We start from the raw sequence: 21,990 nt of genomic DNA on the forward strand, positions 1-21,990 counted from the left end.
TCATCCTTTGACAGACCCGGCTGTCAGGCCTTTGGTCATGAAACGTTCAAGTCCCAAAAACAGCGCCATAATCGGAACAGTGGCGATCACCGCACCCGCCATCAGGTGTTGTCGGGGAATTTCCGAGGAGTTCAGCATCGTGACGCCTCGGGTCAGGGTGAATTTCGAAGGGTCGTCCAGCAGCATGAAGGCCAGCAGGAACTCGTTCCAAGCGATCATGAAGACGTAGAGCGAGACCGACGCCAGCGCAGGCAGGCTAAGCGGCAGCGTAATCTTCCAAATCACTGCCAGCCGCGACAGCCCATCCATGAGACCGGCCTCTTCCACCTCAGTCGGCAAACCACGGAAATAACCTTGCAGCATGTACAGCGCGACAGGGATCGTCGTGACCGGGTAGATCATCACGATGCCAAGGATCGAGTTGCGCAAGCCGGTCAGCGAGAACGCGATATAGATCGGCAGCGCCAGGACGATCATCGGCACCATGTAGATCAGCAGAATCGAGCGCGAGAATGCCTTTTGCCCTGAGAAACGGAACCGCGCCACCGCATAGGCTCCGGGAACGCTGAACAGCAGGGTGATAAAGACCGTCAGGACCGAGACGTAGAGCGAGGTCCAAAGATAGGTGCCGAAGTTGAAATCGCGAAACAGCTCGGTATAGCTGCGAAACAGCGCGGTGCCTTGTGACAGATCTACCGAGAAATCCAGCGGGTTCTGCAACAGGGCCTGTTGCGACTTCAGGCTGGTCATCACCATCACATAGAACGGGATGATCACGATCGCGGTAAAGAAGATGTAGCCAAAGCCCGTACAGAACCGGATCACGGCCTCTTCGTATTCGTGTCTGGTGAGCTCGCCGAACGGTGTCTCTTTCAGGATTGCGGCAACGGATAGGTGCATCACGACTGCCATCGCCACGACGGTGACCAGTATTGCCTGCAGGGATGTGTCAGAGCCGATTAGGACAGGCCCGACTCCGGTCAGGCAAGACAGGCCTAACAAGGCGGAAACACCCAGTCGGGCCGGCGCGCGTTGCGCCGAGAAGCGGACATACACCAGACCGGCAATAGCCCCCCATATCAAGCAGAGCAAGACCTGTGGCCGGAACGCAGCCCCGGTCGAGAATGACATGGTGATGGCGACAGTAGTGGCGATCACCACCAGCCAGAGCGCGCCTAGAATCGGGGCGGTTATATACCCTTTGCGCATCACAAACCCTCCTCACGGCTGATGAAGCGGAAGAAGACGAAGCTGAAGGCAATCAGGCACATCAGGATCACAACGGCCACCGCTGCGCCAGCGCCGATGTTCGAAACCGCAAAGGCCTGTTCATAGACATTTACGGTCAGAGTACGGGTGCCGGCATTGCCGCCGGTCAGCAGGAAGATGTCGTCGAACTTGTTAAACGTCCAAATGAAACGCAGCAGGAACAGTACCGACAGGATGCCCAGCAGTTGCGGGATGCTCAGTAGCCAGAATTTCTGGAATGGTGAGGCTCCATCCATATCTGCTGCTTCATACATGCTGGAGTCGATTGATTGCATCCGCGCCAGAATGAACAGGAACGACAGCGGGAAATAGCGCCAGATCTCGAACACTGTCACCATGATCAGCGCCAAAGGGCGTTCCCCGAAGAAGTTGATCGGTTCACTGCTTAGTCCCATCTGCACCAACAATGCGTTGGCAGAACCCGAGAACGGGTCGAACAAGGTGACCCATGTGAAGGCCACAGCGATGACTGGCGCCACATAGGGGAACAGATAGAGGCCGCGTATGAACCCTTGTCCCTTGAAGCTTTTATTCAGTAACAATGCTGCAAACAGGCCCATCACCAAAGCTCCAATGGTGCCGACCACGGTGTAGAACAACGTGACCCACAGCACGCCCCAGAACTCGTCTCCATCAAAGACACGGGCGTAGTTTTCCAGACTGAATTCAAGGTTGGTCAGGACGCTGGGTCCGCTCCCGGTCACGCCGGGCTCTGATCCTTCGAGCAGCTCTTCGAAAGCGTCCGGATCTCCGTCCAAGGTGACCGGAATACGGATGCGTTCGCGTTGACCGCCTTCCAGTGTGCCGAAATCGCAGAACAGGTCTTGCCCGTCCAGAACACAGGGACTTGCAACTTCGCGCGCCGTCACGCCGTCCGGTAGAACATCTGTCAGGGTGACGCCGACAACGGCGATGTCCTGACTTGAGTTGCGGACGCGGTATTCAATCCGCAGATCGTCTCCCGATCCGCGTAAGCTTTCACGCACCACAGGTGCAGGCGGACGAAGGTCAGACAGGGTGAAGGGCTTGAAGCTGATCCAGAAGATCGCCAGCAAGGGCAGGATCACCACAAGCGATACACTGATCACTGTCGGAGCCAGCAGCGTCCAGGCCAGACGCGCCTCGCGTTTGGCTAGCGCCCCGGTTCCGGTCGGTGGGGTGGCCGAAGACATGGGATACCTCGAAGGGTTGGGTGCAGCGGCGTAATCGCCGCTGCATGTGTCACAAGGTTACTGAACCTTCGCGAGCTCGTCGTTCATTGCGGCCACTGCAGCGGCGGCATCGATTTCATCGTCGATATATTGGCGCACGACCCGGTTAATTGCCTGGCTGTTGATCATTTTGGACGCCAAAGCCAGCTGGCCTTCAGCAACGCCCCAGCGCTGCGCCACGTCCAGACCGCCGACGATCTCATCGATCATCGCCTGATCATACAGCTCGCCCAACGGGGCTTTGCGGTCCACGCCAACAGGCAGCTCTGCCCATGCTTCCGAGAACGCGGTCGGGTTGTCAGCATTACCGCGACGGACCGGGAACTTGCCCTCGGGTGCGATGGCCAGTGTTTGAGTATAGCCGTCGTCCATGGCGAATTTCACGAACTCCATAGCCGCGTCGGTGTCGGCGTCGTTGGTGATGCCAAAGTAACGAACGTCACCCCAAGCCGCGCCATCCGGGTTCGATGGGCCCGAGAAGTTAGTGACGATACCAGTCTTCGAGGCCAGATCGCGTGAGGTCGGATCATCGTTGATCGTCGGCGGGGCGCTGTCGCGCAGACCGGCCAGTTCGTCAAGGATGAAGGGCGACCAGATGATCATCGCTGCTTTGCCATCAAAATACAGCTCGCGCGATTGTTTCCAGAATAGCTCACCCGGGGGCGAGGCTTTCGAGATCGCCTTGTAGAAATCCAATACCTCTATGGTCTTGGCTTCATCCAGCGGCTGGAATCCGTCCGCGCCAACAGGGGTCACGCCATTGGCGAGGAACACATGCTCCAAAACCTGACTCATGAAGTTTTCATCAACTTTGGTTGCAGCAACGAAACCGTACATCTCGGGCGGGTTGTGCAACTGCTCCAGCGCAGCAACGACGTTGGCGAATGAGTTCGGGGCCTCAAGGCCCGCTTCATCAAACAGGTCTTTGCGGTAGACAACCATTTGGGTCCATCCATCGACCGGTACCGACGCGGTTTCGTCATTGAACGCCGCCATACCAAGCGCGCCGGGGGCGAAGGTGTCGGCGCCCAGTTCTTCGATCACTTCGGTGGCGGCTTCGGTGTCCAGAATGCCCGCTTCAGCCCATGGCAGGGCATATTGCAGCGGATGATAGACCACATCTGGCAGGTCTCCGGCGGCAAATGCTGCTGTGGCGCGTGTACCCAGATCACTTTCGGTGACCGGGATAACCTCGACCGTGGTGCCGGTTTCAGCCTTGAACTGGTCAGCCATTTCCTGTTGCTTGGCCAGCCGCTCGGGCTGTTCTTCGGTGGTCCAGAAGCGGATCGTATCCGCCTGAGCTGACGTCGCCGCCAATACTAGCGCAAGCGATGTTCCAAGCATCATTCGCGATGCTAAAGGTGCAAGTTTCATAGTCGGTTTCCTCCCCGGTTATGATCTTTTGAAAGTTGAATTTTTCGAGCCAGTTCTTCGGCTGTAACGCTTAGTGGCCCGTCGGAATTGCGTTCGATCAGAACGGCCTCACCAATCTCACGCAGATCTGTCGATGCTTCACCGCGAGTCTGGCTGATCAGCATCGTCGCAAGGCGTTCTCCGGCCCGCTTAGAATCGACGCTGAACGTGGTTAGACCAGGGCTGACATATTGGCATTCAGGGATGCCGTCATATCCCAGAATTGATACATCTTGCCCGACCTCGAGGCCCAGTTCTGCACAGACCGAGTAACACCCCAGCGCAGCCAGATCCGTTGCAAACACTATTGCAGTAGGTGGGTGATTCAGCGTCAAAAGCGCGCGTGCCTCAACCGCACCCTCCTCGCGCGTACGAGCACCTTCCCGGATCAACTCGGGATCGGCAAGCAAGCCCGCGATCTTGAGACCTTCGAGATAACCATCACGGCGCAGATGGCTGTAGTTGAATTTCGGATCGCTACCGACATAGCCGATACGCGTATGGCCAAAATCGACGAGCCGACCGACCGCATCACGGGTTGCAGATTCACCCGAAATGTCGAACCAGGATGTCTCATCCTGCCAGTCCGCCTGCCCATACCCCGTGCGGCCATACATGATGAAGGGAACCTTCAACTCTTGCAGGTATTTCACCCTCGCATCGTCGACCTCGGTCCGGGGCAGAATGAATCCATCGGCTTTGCGCTCTTCGACAAGCCGCCCCAATACATCAAGCATATCTTTTTCGGACTTCGCCGTAGAAATCGTCATCGTCCAGTCGGATGCGCTCGCCGCTTCGCATGCTCCGGCCAGAAAGTCCTGAAGAAATGGATTATGCCGGTCTGGTTCTTCGCTGTTGATGACCATGGCGATGGCGCGCACCCGCCCGGTTCGTATCGCCTGCGCATGGCTGAGTGGGCGATAGCCCATCTTTCGCGCCGTGGTTTCAACGCGCTTTCTCGTGGATTCCGAGATGTCGGTATATCCATTCAGGGCGCGGGACACCGTGCTCTTAGAAAGCCCAAGATGATCGGCCAATTGATCCAGTTTTACCCTGCCGGGGCCAGAATGACTCCGGGGGCGAGACTGCGGTTGCTGGAGACTTGGATTCGTCATCATTCTTCTATTTGTTTTCTCCGAAACCGGTTTCGGCAATCAAAATTATGAAATTCTTTGATTGGATCGACCAAGTACACGAACGTTCCAATGGCGAAAGGCGCTGATGAACGCATATGCAAACTTGCAAACGCGGCTTTCAGAGTGGTGCAAAATTAGGGTTGCGCCAACATGGTTGACTGCCGACTGCTACAGTAACTGCAGGCTGATCATTGTTCGCGGAGCTTTGATGGGAATCGGTGAATTGAGCATGAGGACTATGCGTAAATACGGGCGACTATCCGGCTATGAGGGCGTGTAAAATTTGTGGAGGCAAAATAAACTAGTCGGAACATCATGCGAATTCACCAAGGCTTGGTATGGGCTTTTGAAGAGCAACATAAAAAAAGCCCCGCTTAGCGGAGTGCTAAGCGGGGCTTTCTGTATTCTGTTGGAAGCAGTTTTATTCTCTGTTGCCCAGTAGTTGCAGCAGGAACATGAACATGTTGATGAAGTCCAGATACAGGTTCAATGCACCCATGATTGCCGCTTTGCCAAGCCATTCCTGATCGCCAGCATGAGCCATCTGCAGATAGGTGGTTTTGATCTTCTGCGTGTCATAGGCGGTCAGGCCGGCAAAGATCAGCACACCCAGGATCGACACTGCGAACATGATCGCAGGCGACTGCAGGAAGATGTTGATAACCATCGCGACGATCAGGCCGATAACGCCCATCATCAGGAAGGTGCCCATGCCGGACAGGTCTTTCTTAGTGACGTATCCGTAAAGCGACAGGCCCGCGAATGCGATCGAAGTCACCAGGAACACCTGCGCGATCGAGATGCCGGTGAATGCTACGAAAATCCAGCTCAGCGACAGGCCCATCACGGCTGCAAATGCATAAAAGAACAGCTGTGCGCCGGACGCCGAGAGGCGGTTGATGGCGGCGCCAAAGCCAAACACCATCGCCAAGGGTGCAAACATCACGATCCAGCCCAGGATATTGGGGCTCAGCGTGACCGGATCACGGAAGATCGACAGCAGTTGCGGGCTCGAGCCCACCGCCCATGCCACGGCAAATGTGATCAGCATGCCTACGGACATCGTGCCGTAGACTTTGTTCATATGGGCGCGCAGGCCCTCGTCTATCTCGGCAGCGCGCGCGCCGGACGCCGTCCGGATCGTGTCGAATTGTGCCATATAGGGGTCTCCCTTCAATATTCTGTTCGCAGCCCACGGATGCGAGCCGGTTTCCCGGTAAATATCGGAGAGTGTGGCCCTCGTTTCAAGGGTTTTAAGCCTGAAACTCAGCAAAACTGTCGGCAATTTTTGCAACTGTCGCCAAAAAACCGGCGGCTTGGTCGCCAAATCCCTCAAGCCGCCGGTATTTTCGAATTAATACAGATGTTTGTGCCAGCTGTCGGGCGCGTGCCAGAACGGGCGCTCTGCTTCGTTACGCGCGTCTTTGCGTGAAACGCCGATGTCATTCAGTGCATCATCATCAAGCTGGGCGAGGGCGCGCCGCTGACGAGCGAGGTTAAACAGGTCAAGTATCCGAGCACCAATCGCCTTACGCTTGATGCGACGATGAGTTGAGATGGCTATATGGGTCATGATCATTGCCCTTTCCTGATTGTTTGATGAAACATAGCGCTTCAATCAATTTCCTTGATCTATATGGAGTAGTCTGACACATTTTGGAAATGAATGTTTATGACGAGTCTCATAAGGAATCTTGAACATGCGAAATCTGGACATCACTACATTGCGGTCTTTCGTAGCTGTTGCTGACCATGGAGGCGTGACGCGTGCCGCTGGATTTCTTCACCTCACGCAATCTGCAGTCTCAATGCAGCTCAAGCGGCTGGAAGAGCTTTTGGGGCTGGAATTACTGGATCGGTCCGGTCGAACCATCGCGCTAACGGCGTCCGGAGAGCAATTGCTGGCATACGCACGGCGAATGATTGCGTTGAATGATGAGGTAATCGGGCGGCTGACGGATCAGGCGTTTGAGGGCGAGGTCGTGCTAGGCGTACCGCATGACGTCGTTCATCCGTTCATCCCGCGGGTGTTGAAGCGTTTCAATGCCAGCTTTCCCCGGGTCAGCGTGAACTTGGTAACGTCCAATACGCGGCACTTGAAAGAAGAGTTCGCCCGCGGAAGCTTCGATCTGATTGTGACTACGGAATCGGGCGCGGGCGAAGGTGCCGAAACCCTGCACCATATGCCTTTGCGTTGGGTTGGCGCGCTGAACGGATCTGCCTGGCGCCAAAAGCCTTTGCGGCTGGGGTTTTGCCGGAATTGCATTTTCCGCCCGGTCGCGACAGCGGCGCTGGATGATGCGGGAATCGAATGGGATATGAGCATCGACAGCGATTCCGACCGCACCGTTGAAGCCACCGTCAGCGCTGATCTGGCGGTGGGAGTTTTGCTGGAAGGCACCCAGCCCAGCCATCAGGAACTGATTGACCATGCCGGGGTGCTGCCGGATTTGCCTGTACAGTTCATCAACCTCTATGGTGCCGAGCGGGTACGTGAGGAATACGTGTCAGAGCTTGCGAACCTACTGCGCCAAAACTTCAATCATCCAACGGCGCAGCCGCTTAAAGTGGCGAGTTGACGCGGATCACCACTTTGCCGGTGGATTTGCGATCGCGCAGCAGTTCCAAACCTATTGCTGCGTCCTGCAAGGGCAGGACGTGGCTGATATGAGGCTTTATCCGGCCCTCTGAGTGCCAGCGGAACAAGGTGCTGAAGCTGTCGTGCACGATCTCGGGCCGGAAATTCAGATAGCCGCCGATATATACGCCGATCACGGTCAGGTTCTTGACCAAAAGATGATTGGCTGGAACCTGTGGCACCTCACCTCCGGCAAATCCGATCGGTAACAAGCGGCCTTCCGGGTTGGTCGCGCGGAAGGCGGCCTTGAAGACATCTCCACCAATCGCATCGTAGACCACGTCAGCACCACCCAGAGCGAGAACGCGGTCGCGCAGGTCTTCGCTTGCGTCAAGCAGATGGTCTGCACCAGCTTTTTGTGCCACGGCCAATTTGTCCTGCCCGCGGGCTTGGGCGATGACTGTCGCACCCATCTGTTTTCCGATTTCAACTGCGGTCAATCCCACGCCACCGGCAGCACCGGTGACCAGTAGGGTCTCGCCCGGTTGCAGTCGCGCCCGGTGCGCAAGAGCAATATGGCTGGTGCCATAGGCAATTTGGATCGCGGCCGCGTCTTCGAAACTCATGGAATCTGGAAGGGGAATTGCCCGGTCCGCATCAAAAACGCCTGATTCGGCCAGGCCGCCTTGACCCGAATAGACTGCAACACGATCACCCAACTTCAAATGCGCAGCATTGTTTCCAATTTCGGTGACAATCCCCGCAATCTCCATACCCAGCGTAAACGGTGCTTCGGGGGTGTCCTGATACGTGCCTTTCTGCATCAGAAGGTCTGCAAAGTTCAGGCCGCAGGCGCGGATTGCGATACGAACTTGGTTCTCTTGCAGCGGTACTTCGCGTGTTTCGCATAGCTGAGCGGGTGCCCCTTTGGTCTCGATACGAAATGCCTGCATCATTGGTCTCCGCTCTTTTGTCGCCATAGGCCGTTTGGCTTGACCGTTTGTCAATTCCATTCGCAATCTTCACAGCGTTAAACTGAATAGGGTGGATCAACAGTTTCCCATTTGGAAACTATTAATCTCTATGTTGGCCGTACAACCACAAACCACTGTTCGAATTCTCTGATTCAACCAGCTTGAAAAAATAACGGATTGCGGCAATATTGTACTATGGTGCTGTTCGGGGGGCACGATCCGAATTAGGGAGTTCTTAAGCAGCGACCCGCTAACTAAGCGGCGATGGCTGCTGTCGCGGTTTCCCGGACAGGTGTTTGTGTAAAGGAGACTACCAATGACCCATCACGTCGATGTCCATGTGGGCAAACGCGTCCGGCATCGCCGCTGGCTGATTGGCATGACTCAACAGCAGTTGGCGCAGCAAGTTGGTATCAAGTTTCAACAAATCCAAAAATACGAAACAGGGGCCAACCGGATAAGCGCATCGCGTTTGTGGGACATTGCCGAAGCATTGGATGTTCCCGTCAGCTTTTTCTTCGAAGGCCTTGAAGAGACACAGAAGTCGGATGCGGACAAGAAATCGGTTCCTGCAGATCTGATGGGTGACAAAGAGGCGCTCGATCTTGTTCGCTCGTATTATGCGATACCGGAAAATCAGCGTCGCCGCCTGTTTGAACTGGCGCGTGTGCTGAGCGACGTCGCCTGATACAATCGCTTGACTTCGTGGGGTGTCGGGCGCACGGGTAATCCATGCAAAACACCCAACGAAGTGATCTAGAGATTGCCGAAGAAATGGCCGACGCGGCGCGGGTGGCCATTCTTCCGTTTTTCCGCCAATCCAACCTGAAGGCGGACAACAAGCTCGATGCCGGGTTTGATCCGGTAACAGCCGCTGATCGCGAAGCAGAGAAAGCAATGCGCGCAGTGCTGGCCAATCACCGACCTGAGGATGGTATTCTGGGGGAAGAGTTCGGTCATTCCGAGGGAACGAGCGGACGGGTTTGGGTACTGGACCCAATCGACGGCACGCGCGGGTTCATAAGTGGTACACCCACATGGGGTGTTCTGATCGCCCTAAGCGATGAGACTGGGCCGAAGCTTGGCGTGATCGATCAACCCTATATCGGTGAACGCTTTATCGGAGATAAAGAGCACGCCTTTGTCCAAGGCCCTATGGGGCGCACAGAACTAGGGACGCGCGATACGCGATCTTTGGATCAGGCAATTATCTTCACTACCTTCCCGGAGGTTGGCACCGAGGCTGAGGCCGCTGCCTTCAAGGCAGTTTCTCAGAAAACGAAGCTGACACGCTATGGGATGGATTGTTATGCCTACGCGTTGCTCGCTGCAGGTCAAACTGATCTTGTGGTCGAGGCTGGATTGAATTCCTACGATATCCAGGCCCCAATCGCGGTGATCGAGGCCGCGGGTGGTATTGTGACGGATTGGCAGGGTAATCCGGCTCACAATGGTGGGCGTGCGCTCGCTGCAGCCAATACTGAGATTCATGCGGCAGCGCTAGAAATTCTGAAGCAATACTAAACGGGTTGCCGACCCTTCTTTGCGACTTTAAACTGATCACGGCTGGTTCTTACGCCCGTTTTCCACCAGCCCATCACTCCATGCATGAGACGGGCAGTATGCGGGAGTGCGAAAATGACAGAATTTCTGATCCGTAACGCCGATATGATCCTGACGATGGATGATGATCGGCAAGAGCTTGCAGGCGCTGATCTGCTGGTTCGGGATGGTAAGATAGCCCAGATTGGCCACCGCCTTACGAGCGATGGCGAAATACATGATGCCACTGGGTGTGTTGTGACCCCCGGTCTGGTGAACACCCATCACCATCTCTACCAAACGCTCACCCGCGCGGTTCCCGGCGGGCAGGACGCTTTGCTGTTTGGTTGGTTGCGAACGCTCTATCCCATCTGGTCCCGCTTTGGTCCTGACGAGATGTTTATATCTGCCCAGATCGGATTGGCCGAGATGGCACTGTCCGGCTGCTCGCTTAGCTCTGACCACCTTTACCTATATCCCAATGGCGCGCGGCTTGAACACACGATCCATGCAGCGTCAGAGCTGGGGCTGCGTTTTCATCCCACGCGTGGAGCTATGAGCATTGGCGAAAGTGATGGTGGACTGCCTCCTGATGCTTTGGTCGAATCCGAGCAGGCTATTCTGGAGGATATGATCCGCGTAGTAGATGCCTATCACGACCCATCTGAGGGTTCGATGTGTCGCGTTGGTTTGGCGCCATGTTCGCCGTTCTCGGTTAGTCGGGACCTGATGCGCGATGCCGCGCTGTTAGCGCGCGACAAAGGTGTGATGCTGCACACCCATCTGGCGGAGAACGATGAGGATATAGCCTATTCTCAAGATCAGTTCGGCTGTAGACCGGGCCAATACGCCGAAGAATTGGGCTGGACCGGTTCGGATGTCTGGCACGCTCATTGTGTCAAGCTGGATGGCGCCGAGATTGACCTGTTTGCACGTAGCCGAACCGGCGTTGCGCACTGTCCATGTTCCAATTGTCGTCTTGGTTCAGGTATCGCGCCAGTCCGAAAAATGCGTAATCAAGGCGTGCCAGTCGGGTTGGGTGTGGATGGATCAGCCAGCAACGACAGCGGCAATCTGATGGCCGAGGCGCGCCAGTCTATGCTGCTGCAACGAGTCGCAAACGGCGCTGACGCCATGTCGGCCCGTGAGGCGCTTGAGATCGCCACCCGAGGCGGGGCGGATGTGTTGAATCGGCCCGATTGCGGCCGGCTTATACCCGGTAAACGAGCTGATATTGCCATTTGGGACGTGCAAGGAATTGAAAGTGCAGGCAGTTGGGACCCCGCTGCGCTCCTTCTGGCCGGACCGACGCGTGTCAAACACCTCTTTGTCGAGGGACGCCAGATTGTTCGTAACAGTCAGATCGCCACGATCGACCTGCCAAGGGTCATAGAAACCCAGAATCTTCTGGCACGCGCGCTGGCAGAATAGCGGATCCGCTCTTCATCTGGCTAAAAATACCTCCGCCGGAGGCATGGGCCATAGGCCCATTCCTATCGACCAGAAACAGCTCGTCCGGCGATCCAGGTATCGGTTACGGCACGGTCATCACCCATCATAATGGTCGGGAACACCGCTTCCCAAAGATCATCAGCATGAGCTTCGCGCTGGGCGATAGCAGGCGTCGATGCGAGGTTCAGCACCGCCAGATCGGCCTCCATGCCCACGGCGATGTTGCCAATACGGTCATCCATCCGCAGGGTACGAGCCGATCCCACCGTTCCAAGCCAAAGCAATTGCGAGGGGTGCAAGGGATGGCCTCGCAATTGACCAATCTCATAGGCCGCAGCCATTGTGCGCAGCATTGAAAAACTTGAGCCGCCTCCGGTGTCGGTGGCCAAGCCCACGCGGTGCCCTGAGTGGATCAGACCATTCATGTCAAACAGGCCAGAGCCGATAAACGTGTTTGATGTGGGGCAGTGGATCAGAGCTGCATCTACCTCGCGCAGACGATCGCGCTCCCGCTCTTCCAGATGGATCACGTGCCCGTAAAGGCCATTTCCACCCAGCAGCCCAAACTGCTCATAGGTGTCCAGATAGTCGCGCGCGTCGGGGAACAGGGATCGGACCCATTCGATCTCATCGGTCTGTTCGCTCAGATGGGTTTGCATCAGGCAGTCGGGATGCTCGGCCCAAAGCGCGCCCATCGCCTCCAGCTGTTCTGGCGTCGATGTCGGCGAAAATCGTGGAGTGATGGCGTAAGATATGCGATCAACCCCATGCCACTTTTCAAGCAGAGCTTTGGACTGGTCGTATCCGGTTTGTGCAGTATCTCGCAGCCCCTCAGGCGCATTGCGATCCATGCAGGTTTTACCCGCGACGACCCGCTGCCCACGCGCCTGCGCGGCGGTAAAGAAGGCATCAACACTCTCTGGATGAATGGTGCAAAAGCTGCACATGGTTGTGGTGCCATGGGCTGCGGTTAGGTCTAGATATCTGTTTGCAATTTCAGCGGCATAGGCGGGGTCGTCAAACTTCATCTCTTCAGGGAACGTGTAGCTGTTCAGCCAATCGATCAGCCGCTTTCCCCAGCTCGCGATCATTGCCGTCTGCGGATAGTGGACATGAGAATCCACAAATCCCGCCATGATCAGCTGATCGCCATAATCCTTAATGTTGGCTTCGGGATGCGCGTCAGACAGGTCGGACGCCTGGCCCAGTGCCGCGATGCGGCCATCTTCGATCAGGACGGCTTGGTGAATTTTGGTCGCATCGGTGGGCTCACCTTCGAACGGTGATCCGTTGAAGCTAAGCACACGTCCCTTCAGAAGCGTCTTTTGCGCCATTTGTTCTGTTCTCCGCCTATTTTGGACCGCCAACCAGCATAGGGGCGCGAAAGATGCGGGTAAATTGGACCATTGTCATTGTTTTCCGGTAGCTGCTTCTTCTATCTAGGGGCAATCGACAAGAAAGAGGGGCAGCGCATGACGACAGGCAACGACGAAGCCAGACCCGATCAGCCCCGCGATGAGGATGCCTATGCGCTGGACCCGCGAACCGTTGCGGCCATCCTTTATGCGGTTGATGTCGAAGATCGTGCCAAGCTGATTGAGCTGATGGAGCCGCTACACGCGGCCGATATCGCTGACCTTCTGGAACAGATCAATCCTTACGACCGTGCGCGCCTGATCCGGCTGTATGACAAGGAGTTCGACGGGGATATCCTGTCGGAGCTCGACGAGTCAGTTCGGGAAGAAGTGATCAATGTCCTGAAACCGGACGTTCTGGCCGAAGCCGTTCGGGATATGGAAAGTGATGACGTTGTTGACCTTCTGGAAGACCTTGAAGAGCCGCAGCAAGAAACCATCCTGGGCGCGCTTGAAGACTCCGAACGCGTCGCGGCAGAGCAAGCCCTATCTTATCCAGAAAACTCTGCTGGCCGCCTTATGCAGCGCGAGGTGGTCATGGCGCCCGATCACTGGACCGTGGGGCAGGCCATCGATTTCATGCGTGCCACCGACGATTTGCCGGAACAGTTCTATCATGTCATACTTGTTGACCCGCGATTGAAACCGGTTGCTCAGGTCACGCTGGGCAAGTTGATGGCAACCCGGCGCGAGGTGCCGCTGCAGGACATTGCCGAAGATGAATTCCACACCATACCCGTCGAACAGGATGAAGAGGACGTGGCCTATGCGTTCAATCAGTATCACCTGATTTCGGCTCCCGTCGTGGATGGCGACGGTCGTTTGGTCGGTGTCATCACCATCGACGATGCGATGGTGGTCCTGGACGAAGAATACGAAGAGGATATGCTGCGTCTTGCGGGCGTCTCGGACGAAAGCTCTCTGTCCGATAGTGTAGCGGCAACCAGTAGGCGGCGCTTGCCTTGGCTTGGTGTCAATCTGGTTACGGCGATTTGCGGATCGCTGGTGATTTCTCAGTTTGAGGCCGCGATTGATCAACTGGTGGCGCTCGCGATACTGATGCCGATCGTCGCTTCGATGGGGGGCAATGCCGGGACCCAATCGCTTACCGTTGCGGTGCGGGCGTTGGCAACACGCGACCTGACCGGCTCGAACGTAGGGCGCGTGATCCGGCGAGAACTGCTGGTGGGAATGCTCAACGGGCTGTGTTTCGCTATCGTGTTGGGAACCGTCGGGATGATGTGGTTCGACTCCCCGCTGCTGGGTGTCGTGATCGGATCTGCGCTGGTCGTGAACATGATCATCGCGGGCTTTGCTGGTACGGTAGTACCGGTAGTGCTGGACCGTCTGGGTGTTGACCCGGCGCTGGCGTCAGGAACCTTTGTGACCACGACAACGGATGTCATGGGGTTCTTCATCTTTCTGGGGCTTGCCAGCGTGGTACTACTGTGAACGAGACAACCGATCTGACCGAAATCAAGGCCGCAGCGCGCAAGGCGGCATTCGCGCGACGCAAGGTAGCGTTTGATATGCGCATCCCGGGCGCGGCCGGGCGCTTGTCCGAGGTTCTGGCGGGTCATCGCGGTGTTTCCATGTCTGGCTATATGCCGATCCGCACCGAAATCGACCCGCTGCCTGCAATGGCCGAGGCTTCTGCATATGGCCCAGTGGGCGTGCCTGTCATTCAGGCCGCAGGGCAGGCGTTGCGCTTCTCTCGATGGACGCCTGAGGGCATGCTGAAAGATGGACCCTTCGGCGCGAAAGTGCCCGAGATCGATGACTATTTCGACCCGGAGATCCTGATCGTGCCACTGGTTGCCTTTGATGCGCAGGGTGGCCGCTTGGGGTATGGCGGCGGCTTCTATGATCGCACGCTTGAAGGGTTGCGCGCCAAGCGCCCGACGCTGGCCATAGGATTTGCCTTTGATGCGCAGGAAGCCGAACATCTGCCGCTGGAGCCGACTGATCAACCACTCGATATGGTGATTACTGAAAGCCGGGTGCTAACTTTCTAAGTTATCCCTCGCTATGCGCGATCGCGATTTCCTTTGCATTGGCAGCCTTCAGGCTGAGTGATTGTTTGCTTCTGCCTTGTTATTGCCACTTCCAGCCCCTAGGACCGCAATCATGAGGATTTTGTTTCTTGGTGACGTCATGGGGCGTTCGGGTCGCGCCGCCATCCAACAGCATTTGCCACGTCTGCGTGACGAATGGCGGCTGGATTTTGTCGTTGTCAACGGCGAGAACGCCTCGAACGGAATGGGGCTGAGCGGGGATCACGCCAAGCTGCTTTTGGACGCGGGGGCCGATTGTATCACCCTGGGCGATCATGCTTTCGACCAGAAAGACATGCTGCAGTTTATTGAGAAAGAACCTCGCATCGTGCGTCCGTTGAATTATGCCAAAGGGGCACCGGGGCGGGGGCATCGACTGTTCACCGCGCCGGGCGGTCGCAAGGTTCTGGTGGTGCAGGTGTTAGGGCAGGTCTTCATGAAACGCCCCTTTGACGATCCCTTTTCGGCCATTGAACCGATCCTGAAATCGCACCCACGCGGCGGCCAGGCGCAGGCGATCATCGTCGACATGCATTGCGAGGCAACGTCCGAGAAAATGGCGATGGGCCATTATTGCGACAAACGCGCAAGCCTTGTGGTTGGGACGCATACGCATGTGCCTACCGCGGATGCGCAGGTACTGCCGGGCGGTACAGGATACCTGACCGATGCCGGGATGTGCGGCGACTATGACTCGGTCATCGGAATGGACAAGCAGGAACCGATGCGCCGGTTCATAACCGGGATGCCCAAGGCGCGGTTTACGCCTGCGACCGGTGAGGCGACCTTGAGCGGAGTTTTTGTCGAAACCGATGACCGCGATGGAAGCGCAAAATCCGTGCAGATGATTCGTGTTGGCGGGCGGTTGCAGCAGTCTACACCCTGAAAAGCACGTCAGACTTGCCCCGCCGCACGCAATACGTGAAACTACCTATTAGGCGCGTATGCCAGATCAGGGTTCGGACAGAATACCAAGAATGCAATTCCTTCAACTGACAGAGATGGGCAGCGCAATTCTGGCGCTGATGATCGTAGCGGGCATGTTCATCATGTTTCTGCGCGAGGTCTATCCGACCGAAGTTGTCGCCATCGGCGGGGCGGCCCTGATGCTGGCAACCGGTATCCTGCCCTATCAAAGTGCGCTTGCAGTCCTTTCGAATCCCGCGCCGTGGACCATCGGCGCGATGTTCATCATCATGGGTGCCTTGGTGCGCACCGGAGCGCTTGATGCCTTCACCTCGCTCGCGCAGAAGCAGGCGCAGGTGAACCCTCGGTTTGCCATCGGGTTATTGATGGCGTTTGTCGTCGTCGCTTCGGCGGTGGTGTCGAACACACCGGTTGTCGTTGTAATGATCCCGGTCTTTATCCAGATCGCCCGCACGCTGAACGTTTCGGCGTCCAAATTGTTGATCCCGCTCAGCTATGCGGCGATCCTTGGGGGTACGCTGACGCTGATTGGCACCTCGACTAACCTGTTGGTCGATGGTGTGGCCCGCGCACAGGGTATGACGGCGTTTTCAATCTTCGAGGTTACCCCGCTGGGCATAGCGCTGGTGATCTACGGTATGGTCTACCTGCGCTTCATTGCGCCACGACTGCTACCCGAGCGTGACAGCATGGCAGAGATGCTCAGCGACCGCTCCAAGATGAAATTTTTTACCGAGGCGGTCATTCCCCCCGACAGCAATCTGATCGACCGCGAAGTGACCGGCGTTCAGCTGTTCAAGCGCCCCGGTGTGCGCCTGATCGACGTCATCCGAGGCGATGACTCGCTGCGGCGGAACCTCAAGGGGGTGACGCTGAAAGTGGGCGACAGGGTAGTTTTGCGCACCGAGATGACCGAATTGCTGAGTCTTCAAAGCAACAAGGAACTCAAGCGCGTGGATCAAGTCTCAGCCGTTGAGACCAAGACAGTTGAGGTTCTGATCACGCCGGGCTGCCGTATGGTCGGTCGAACGCTTGGTGCGATGCGGTTACGTCGCCGATATGGTGTCTACGTCCTGGCGGTTCATCGCAGGAACCAGAATATCGGGCGTCAGTTGGATGCTTTGACCGTGCGTGTCGGGGATACGCTGCTGTTAGAGGGCTCGCCTGCGGATATCCAGAAGCTGGCCGCCGATATGGATATGGTCGATGTTACGCAACCTTCGGCACGAGCGTTTCGCCGCAGCCATGCGCCCATAGCCATCGGTGCGCTGGTCGGGATCGTCGCCCTGGCGGGGTTGGGCGTGGCACCGATTTTGCTGTTGTCGATCATCGCCGTTGCCGTGGTTCTGCTGACCCGATGTATCGACGCGGATGAGGCGTTCTCATTTGTCGAAGGCCGATTGCTGGCCCTGATCTTCTCCATGCTCGCAATTGGGGCTGCGCTCGATAAATCGGGCGCGGTTACACTGATTGTCGAAGCGGTTGCACCGGCGCTGGGCATGTTGCCACCTTTCTTGATCATATGGGCCGTATATCTGTTGACCTCGGTGCTAACCGAATTGGTTTCGAACAACGCCGTGGCGGTGGTGGTCACTCCGATCGCGATCTCTCTGGCTCAGGCTGTAGGAATTGATCCGCGCCCGCTGGTGGTCGCGGTGATGGTGGCGGCATCGGCATCCTTTGCGACGCCGATTGGCTATCAGACCAACATGATGGTGTATGGCCCGGGTGGGTACAGATTCACCGATTTTCTGAAAGTTGGTGTGCCGCTGAACCTGACTGTGGGTCTGCTGGCGTCACTTCTTATTCCGTTCATCTGGCCGCTCTGACACTGGCACGGATTCGCCGACCTGGTGTTTCGGGCCTTGTAAATGTCGATATCGTCACAATCTTTTTGCCTAAGATGAATGTGAAAGGATGGGATCATGCCTTTTCCGAAACTCGGGCAGGCCATTGTGGCCGGAGCAATCGTATTGGCCTTGCTGGGCAGCCAAAGCTCGGCAGGAACAGTCACTGGCACGGCAACCTACCGTGAACGGATCGCCCTGCCACCGGATGCGACGCTATTTGTCGAATTGCAGGATATCTCTCGGGCCGATGCGGCAGCGGTCACGCTGGCGGCGCAACGCTATGCGTTGAACGGAGTGCCCTCGGAATTTGAGCTGACTTTTGATGACGCGCTGATCCGCGAGGGTATGACCTATGCAGTACGCGGATCGATCTATCGCGGGGGTGAGCTGTTGTTTACGACGGATACGGTCCATCCCGTGCTGACCAACGGCGAAGGCAATTCGGCAGATCTTGTGCTGGTGCAGGCCGGTGCTCAGAGCCCCGCGACCCTGGAAGGGACCGAGTGGACAGCCATCGGTATCGGTGGAACCGTGCTCGATACAAAACGGCCGCCCCAGCTTTCCTTCGCCCAAGGTGGTGCGTTCGGTGGCACGGGCGGTTGCAACCGGTTTTCCGGGCAAGCCGAGATCACCGGCAACAGCCTTGAGTTTCCAGACAATATGGCCGCGACTTTAATGGCGTGCCCGCCAGAACTGGACGAGGTCGAGGATCAGTTCTTTGCCGCCCTGCAAAACGTGACGAGCTATGCCGTTGCCGGCGACAGCATGGTTTTGCTCGATGCTGCAGGTGAGCCTATACTGAAATTCGTGCGCACCCAGTAATCAGGCCACTGCGCGGGACCTTCCTGCGTTGCGACCCGAGAAGATGCAACCGCCCAGGAATGTGCCCTCTAGCGCGTTGTACCCGTGATAGCCGCCGCCGCCAAAGCCCGCGACCTCTCCGGCTGCAAACAAGCCAGGGACGATTTGTCCATTGGCGCCGATCATCTGACTGTCCAGATTGGTCTGCAGCCCGCCCAATGTCTTGCGGGTCAGTACGTGCAGCTTGACCGCGATTAGCGGGCCGTTTGATGGATCGAGGAACTTGTGCGGTTTGGCCGTCCGGATCAGCTTGTCGCCCCGATAATTTCGTGCGGCAAGGATGGCCATCATCTGGGCGTCTTTGGAAAACGGATTGTCGACCTGAGAATCCCGTGCCTCGATCTGGGTGCGCAAATGCGTCTCGTCTATCAGACCTCCGCCTAATTGGTTCATGCCGCTGACCAATTCAGTCAGCGTGTTGGCGACGACGAAATCCTCGCCCTTTTCCTTGAATGCCTCGACCGGGCCAGTCGCCTTGGTGCCAGACAGGATGCGCTGACGGATCACCTCTTTCCAGCTGCCCGAAGTGAAATCCGGGTTCTGCTCGGACCCCGATAGCGCAAATTCCTTTTTGATGATCTTCTGGGTCAGAACGAACCAGCTATATTCATATCCGGTTTTCAGGATCTCTTTCAGCGTTCCCAGCGTATCGAACCCCGGCAAGCAAGGGGGGTGCAGGCGATTGCCGCGCGCATCGAACCACATCGAACTTGGGCCGGGTAGAATACGTATACCGTGCGCGGGCCAGATCGGATCCCAATTGCGCACACCTTCAGTGTAATGCCACATTCTGTCGCCGTTGATGACATGTCCGCCAGCTTTCTCGCTGATCGGGATCATGCGGCCATCGACATGAAACGGAACGCCAGCCACCATATCTTTGGGCGGTTCACCCAGCCGGTCGCGGGGCCAGTTCTGTCTCACCATCTCAAAATTCCCACCGATCCCACCAGAGGTGACAATAACCGAAGGGGCATAGACTTCGAATTCGCCTACTTCGTCCCGGTTGGTCTTGCCACCTCTTTGAATGCCGTCATCGGCCAGAACTTCCCCTGACACACCTTTGGCAGAACCATTTTGCATAATGATGTGGCTGACTTGGTGACGGAACTTCAGTTGGATCAAGCCGGCGTCGACATGCGCGCGGACGCGGCGGATAAAATGCTCAAGTACACCTGGGCCGGTTCCCCAAGTGATGTGAAAGCGCGGGACCGAGTTGCCATGGCCGTCCGCATAAGAACCGCCGCGTTCGGCCCAGCCCACGACGGGAAACCAGCGCAGCCCCATTTCATGCAGCCACGGACGCATTTCACCTGCGGCGAACTCGACATAGGCTTCAGCCCATTTGCGGGGCCAGTTGTCTTCATCGCGGTCAAACTGCGCGCTGCCCATCCAGTCGCGCAGGGCCAGATCGTGGCTGTCGCGGATGCCCATGCGGCGCTGCTCGGGGGTGTTGACCATGAACAGGCCGCCGAGGCTCCAAAACGCCTGTCCACCCAGAAAATGCTCAGGCTCCTGATCCAGCACGATCACCCGCTTGCCCCGGTCGCCCAATTCGGCCGCCGCCGAGAGGCCCGCAAGGCCGCCTCCGATCACGATCGCGTCTGCGGTGTTATTGGTCATCGGATGTCCTTTCAGCGGCTGCGGAACCAAAGGATGAAGGGGGTTACGACCACATACATCGTGATGCCATAAACGGCGGCAGGAACGGCAAGTGGGCTGAAGCCGGTCGTGGTGCCGGTGATCAAAGCTGCCAGCGTAATTCCCATCGCCGAATTCTGAATGCCAGTCTCGACCGAGATCGTTTTCGCCTCACTCCATGTCAGATTGGCGATGCGCGCCAGCCCCAGACCGATCAGCAACAGCGCAACGTTCAACGCGATTAGAGCTGCCCCAATCGAGCTGAGGTTTTGGATGAAGAACTGCCAGTTTCCGGCCAGTGCCGCCGCGACGATCAGCACGAACAGTATCGATGCGAGCGTCGAAAGCGGGCCGTCGACCCGAATGGCGAGCCCCCTTGCAAAGTGACGTATGGCGACACCAATGGCGACTGGTAGGGTCGTGATCAGGAACAGCGCGGTGGCTAGTGCGCTGATCGAAACTTTGGGTGCGGCCTCGCCCATGAAATGATCTATGGACCATGCGGCCAGAATGGGGACGGTCACGATGGACAGCAGGCTGATCACCGCTGTCAGGCTGACCGACAGCGCCACATCACCTTTGGCAAATTTTGCGAGGATGTTGCTGGTGACCCCACCGGGGCAAAAGCTTAAAAGCATGACACCCACGGCGATTTCAGCGGGCAGCCCGAACAGGGTGACCGTAACGAATGCAGCCAGTGGTATCAGCACAACCTGACTGATGGCGCCAATGGCGAAGGGGTACCCCCGCGCCAAAACCCGGCGGAAATCGGCGGCTTCTAGCCCGATCCCCAGTGACAACATGATAATGGCCAGCGAAATGGGCAGGCCAACGTTGATAAGCAGGTCCAAGAACAACTCCTCCCAAAGTCATTCGGGCCAGCCTATGCGAGGGGTCGTAGATCAGGCAACAACGCCGTTGGGTCACCCGTAGCGTTGAGCAAACCGGCGCAGGATTTCACCCGGCTCCGTAACGTCTGCGGCATGGCACATATCGATCAAGCCTTGCGCATCCTCCGGCGGAAAATAGCCGTGGTCCTTGTAGATGTTGATCCGCTGCTCAAAACCTTTGGCGTCCGCTTCGGGGTGGAATTGGGTGGCATAGACATTCTGCCCCCAGCGGATCATCTGAAACGGGCAGGGGTCAGACGCTACCAGATGAACGCAGCCATCCGGCAGTAACTGTACGGCTTCCTTATGTCCCACAAACGCTTCGAATTTCGGCTTTAGGCCTGCGGTCAAGGGGTCTTGGGCGCCATCCTCTGTCAGACGGCAGTCGGACGGTCCGACCGGTTCGCCAAATTGCCGTTTGCTGACATCTCCGCCCAAATGTACGGCGAGAATACCCAAGCCATAGCAGCAGCCCATGAACGGGTGATCTTTCGCCGTGATCTGGGGCATCAGTCTCATGATCGCGCCTTCGATCTTTGCATCCAGCGCGGATTTGGTGGTCGGATCGTCACTGACGCAGCCGGGACCCCCACCCACGATGACACCAGCGTAATCGACGACATCCAGCCCTTCGGGCAGGTCTTCGCAATCCAGCCGGATGCGATGAGTTTGCGCAGGGCTCAGCCCGGTTTTGTCCAGTATCGAGGCATATTCGGCATCCGATGCATCGGTTTCCGGGCGCAGTTGCAGGATCAGAAAGCGTTTCATAGGCAGCCT

20 protein-coding genes are annotated in these 21,990 nt (G+C 57.1%); 9 read left to right on the forward strand and 11 right to left on the reverse strand.

Going from position 1 to position 21,990, the window contains the following annotated elements; genetic code table 11:
- From ACR0DE_RS07195 to ACR0DE_RS07220, 6 genes are all read right to left on the reverse strand, one after another.
- A complete protein-coding gene (locus ACR0DE_RS07195) occupies positions 1–1,209 on the reverse strand; it encodes a carbohydrate ABC transporter permease (protein ID WP_170512380.1) in 1,209 nt (402 codons plus the stop codon).
- The gene (locus ACR0DE_RS07200) at positions 1,209–2,441 is read right to left on the reverse strand and encodes a carbohydrate ABC transporter permease (RefSeq protein ID WP_170801933.1); all 1,233 of its coding nucleotides are present in this window, start codon (positions 2,439–2,441) and stop codon (positions 1,209–1,211) included. The genes ACR0DE_RS07195 and ACR0DE_RS07200 overlap by 1 nt, the downstream gene beginning before the upstream one ends.
- 57 nt (positions 2,442–2,498) lie before the next feature.
- Positions 2,499–3,854 (reverse strand): extracellular solute-binding protein, encoded by a 1,356-nt coding sequence (locus tag ACR0DE_RS07205; RefSeq protein WP_170392204.1) that lies wholly within the window; start codon positions 3,852–3,854, stop codon positions 2,499–2,501.
- Positions 3,851–4,930, reverse strand: a complete 1,080-nt coding sequence (locus tag ACR0DE_RS07210; RefSeq protein WP_480752405.1) for a LacI family DNA-binding transcriptional regulator — start codon at positions 4,928–4,930, stop codon at positions 3,851–3,853. Before ACR0DE_RS07210 ends, ACR0DE_RS07205 begins: the two co-directional genes overlap by 4 nt.
- A gap of 520 nt (positions 4,931–5,450) precedes the next feature.
- Positions 5,451–6,188 carry a Bax inhibitor-1/YccA family protein gene (locus ACR0DE_RS07215; protein WP_010441904.1) on the reverse strand — a complete coding sequence of 246 codons (738 nt, stop codon included), beginning with the start codon at positions 6,186–6,188 and terminating at the stop codon, positions 5,451–5,453.
- 195 nt (positions 6,189–6,383) lie between these two features.
- On the reverse strand, positions 6,384–6,602 hold the full coding sequence (locus tag ACR0DE_RS07220) for a DUF1127 domain-containing protein (protein ID WP_480752406.1): 219 nt from the start codon (positions 6,600–6,602) through the stop codon (positions 6,384–6,386).
- A 127-nt stretch (positions 6,603–6,729) separates the two neighbouring features.
- Between ACR0DE_RS07220 and ACR0DE_RS07225 the strand changes: the two genes are divergently transcribed.
- On the forward strand, positions 6,730–7,608 hold the full coding sequence (locus tag ACR0DE_RS07225; protein ID WP_170392200.1) for a LysR family transcriptional regulator: 879 nt from the start codon (positions 6,730–6,732) through the stop codon (positions 7,606–7,608).
- Here the strand turns inward: ACR0DE_RS07225 and ACR0DE_RS07230 are convergent.
- On the reverse strand, positions 7,592–8,560 hold the full coding sequence (locus ACR0DE_RS07230) for an NADPH:quinone oxidoreductase family protein (RefSeq protein ID WP_480752407.1): 969 nt from the start codon (positions 8,558–8,560) through the stop codon (positions 7,592–7,594). The genes ACR0DE_RS07225 and ACR0DE_RS07230 overlap by 17 nt on opposite strands.
- Positions 8,561–8,897: 337 nt before the next feature.
- Here ACR0DE_RS07230 and ACR0DE_RS07235 point away from each other — a divergent pair, with 337 nt between their 5' ends.
- The 3 genes from ACR0DE_RS07235 to ACR0DE_RS07245 all read left to right on the forward strand — a co-directional run bounded on the left by ACR0DE_RS07235 (position 8,898) and on the right by ACR0DE_RS07245 (position 11,554).
- Positions 8,898–9,269 carry a helix-turn-helix domain-containing protein gene (locus tag ACR0DE_RS07235; protein WP_170588513.1) on the forward strand — a complete coding sequence of 124 codons (372 nt, stop codon included), beginning with the start codon at positions 8,898–8,900 and terminating at the stop codon, positions 9,267–9,269.
- Between the two features lie 44 nt (positions 9,270–9,313).
- Positions 9,314–10,105, forward strand: coding sequence for a histidinol-phosphatase (gene hisN, locus ACR0DE_RS07240; RefSeq protein ID WP_480752408.1), 792 nt, complete (start codon positions 9,314–9,316; stop codon positions 10,103–10,105).
- A gap of 114 nt (positions 10,106–10,219) precedes the next feature.
- Positions 10,220–11,554, forward strand: coding sequence for an 8-oxoguanine deaminase (locus tag ACR0DE_RS07245; protein WP_480752409.1), 1,335 nt, complete (start codon positions 10,220–10,222; stop codon positions 11,552–11,554).
- Between the two features lie 62 nt (positions 11,555–11,616).
- Here ACR0DE_RS07245 and guaD read toward each other — a convergent pair whose 3' ends face one another.
- The gene (gene guaD / locus ACR0DE_RS07250) at positions 11,617–12,909 is read right to left on the reverse strand and encodes a guanine deaminase (RefSeq protein WP_170392193.1); all 1,293 of its coding nucleotides are present in this window, start codon (positions 12,907–12,909) and stop codon (positions 11,617–11,619) included.
- Positions 12,910–13,047: 138 nt separating this feature from the next.
- Here guaD and mgtE point away from each other — a divergent pair, with 138 nt between their 5' ends.
- From mgtE to ACR0DE_RS07275, 5 genes are all read left to right on the forward strand, one after another.
- Complete coding sequence (mgtE, locus tag ACR0DE_RS07255; protein ID WP_170401569.1) at positions 13,048–14,442, forward strand: magnesium transporter; 1,395 nt, start codon at positions 13,048–13,050, stop codon at positions 14,440–14,442.
- Positions 14,439–15,005, forward strand: coding sequence for a 5-formyltetrahydrofolate cyclo-ligase (locus ACR0DE_RS07260; protein ID WP_480752410.1), 567 nt, complete (start codon positions 14,439–14,441; stop codon positions 15,003–15,005). The genes mgtE and ACR0DE_RS07260 overlap by 4 nt, the downstream gene beginning before the upstream one ends.
- A 112-nt stretch (positions 15,006–15,117) precedes the next feature.
- On the forward strand, positions 15,118–15,930 hold the full coding sequence (locus ACR0DE_RS07265) for a TIGR00282 family metallophosphoesterase (RefSeq protein ID WP_170594671.1): 813 nt from the start codon (positions 15,118–15,120) through the stop codon (positions 15,928–15,930).
- Positions 15,931–16,021: 91 nt separating this feature from the next.
- On the forward strand, positions 16,022–17,800 hold the full coding sequence (locus ACR0DE_RS07270) for an SLC13 family permease (protein WP_170392185.1): 1,779 nt from the start codon (positions 16,022–16,024) through the stop codon (positions 17,798–17,800).
- A gap of 96 nt (positions 17,801–17,896) precedes the next feature.
- Positions 17,897–18,643, forward strand: a complete 747-nt coding sequence (locus ACR0DE_RS07275) for a YbaY family lipoprotein (RefSeq protein WP_170625249.1) — start codon at positions 17,897–17,899, stop codon at positions 18,641–18,643.
- Here ACR0DE_RS07275 and ACR0DE_RS07280 read toward each other — a convergent pair whose 3' ends face one another.
- The 3 genes from ACR0DE_RS07280 to ACR0DE_RS07290 all read right to left on the reverse strand — a co-directional run bounded on the left by ACR0DE_RS07280 (position 18,644) and on the right by ACR0DE_RS07290 (position 21,981).
- Entirely contained in the window at positions 18,644–20,305 is a 1,662-nt protein-coding gene (locus ACR0DE_RS07280; RefSeq protein ID WP_480752411.1) for an FAD-binding dehydrogenase, read from the reverse strand.
- 11 nt (positions 20,306–20,316) lie between these two features.
- Positions 20,317–21,174: a bile acid:sodium symporter family protein gene (locus ACR0DE_RS07285; protein ID WP_480752412.1), complete on the reverse strand. Its 858-nt coding sequence runs from the start codon at positions 21,172–21,174 to the stop codon at positions 20,317–20,319.
- 72 nt (positions 21,175–21,246) lie between these two features.
- Complete coding sequence (locus tag ACR0DE_RS07290; protein ID WP_480752413.1) at positions 21,247–21,981, reverse strand: glutamine amidotransferase; 735 nt, start codon at positions 21,979–21,981, stop codon at positions 21,247–21,249.
- Positions 21,982–21,990 lie beyond the last annotated feature (9 nt).

It is taken from the genome of Ruegeria sp. C10 (assembly GCF_056537805.1).

What these genes read in the sequence shown, in the direction of transcription:
- ACR0DE_RS07195 (WP_170512380.1), bottom strand. Translation starts at nt 1,209, where the DNA reads ATGCGCAAAGGGTATATAACCGCCCCGATTCTAGGCGCGCTCTGGCTG.
- ACR0DE_RS07200 (WP_170801933.1), bottom strand. Translation starts at nt 2,441, where the DNA reads ATGTCTTCGGCCACCCCACCGACCGGAACCGGGGCGCTAGCCAAACGC.
- ACR0DE_RS07205 (WP_170392204.1), bottom strand. Translation starts at nt 3,854, where the DNA reads ATGAAACTTGCACCTTTAGCATCGCGAATGATGCTTGGAACATCGCTT.
- ACR0DE_RS07215 (WP_010441904.1), bottom strand. Translation starts at nt 6,188, where the DNA reads ATGGCACAATTCGACACGATCCGGACGGCGTCCGGCGCGCGCGCTGCC.
- ACR0DE_RS07220 (WP_480752406.1), bottom strand. Translation starts at nt 6,602, where the DNA reads ATGACCCATATAGCCATCTCAACTCATCGTCGCATCAAGCGTAAGGCG.
- ACR0DE_RS07225 (WP_170392200.1), top strand. Translation starts at nt 6,730, where the DNA reads ATGCGAAATCTGGACATCACTACATTGCGGTCTTTCGTAGCTGTTGCT.
- ACR0DE_RS07230 (WP_480752407.1), bottom strand. Translation starts at nt 8,560, where the DNA reads ATGCAGGCATTTCGTATCGAGACCAAAGGGGCACCCGCTCAGCTATGC.
- ACR0DE_RS07235 (WP_170588513.1), top strand. Translation starts at nt 8,898, where the DNA reads ATGACCCATCACGTCGATGTCCATGTGGGCAAACGCGTCCGGCATCGC.
- hisN (WP_480752408.1), top strand. Translation starts at nt 9,314, where the DNA reads ATGCAAAACACCCAACGAAGTGATCTAGAGATTGCCGAAGAAATGGCC.
- ACR0DE_RS07245 (WP_480752409.1), top strand. Translation starts at nt 10,220, where the DNA reads ATGACAGAATTTCTGATCCGTAACGCCGATATGATCCTGACGATGGAT.
- guaD (WP_170392193.1), bottom strand. Translation starts at nt 12,909, where the DNA reads ATGGCGCAAAAGACGCTTCTGAAGGGACGTGTGCTTAGCTTCAACGGA.
- mgtE (WP_170401569.1), top strand. Translation starts at nt 13,048, where the DNA reads ATGACGACAGGCAACGACGAAGCCAGACCCGATCAGCCCCGCGATGAG.
- ACR0DE_RS07265 (WP_170594671.1), top strand. Translation starts at nt 15,118, where the DNA reads ATGAGGATTTTGTTTCTTGGTGACGTCATGGGGCGTTCGGGTCGCGCC.
- ACR0DE_RS07270 (WP_170392185.1), top strand. Translation starts at nt 16,022, where the DNA reads ATGCAATTCCTTCAACTGACAGAGATGGGCAGCGCAATTCTGGCGCTG.
- ACR0DE_RS07275 (WP_170625249.1), top strand. Translation starts at nt 17,897, where the DNA reads ATGCCTTTTCCGAAACTCGGGCAGGCCATTGTGGCCGGAGCAATCGTA.
- ACR0DE_RS07280 (WP_480752411.1), bottom strand. Translation starts at nt 20,305, where the DNA reads ATGACCAATAACACCGCAGACGCGATCGTGATCGGAGGCGGCCTTGCG.
- ACR0DE_RS07290 (WP_480752413.1), bottom strand. Translation starts at nt 21,981, where the DNA reads ATGAAACGCTTTCTGATCCTGCAACTGCGCCCGGAAACCGATGCATCG.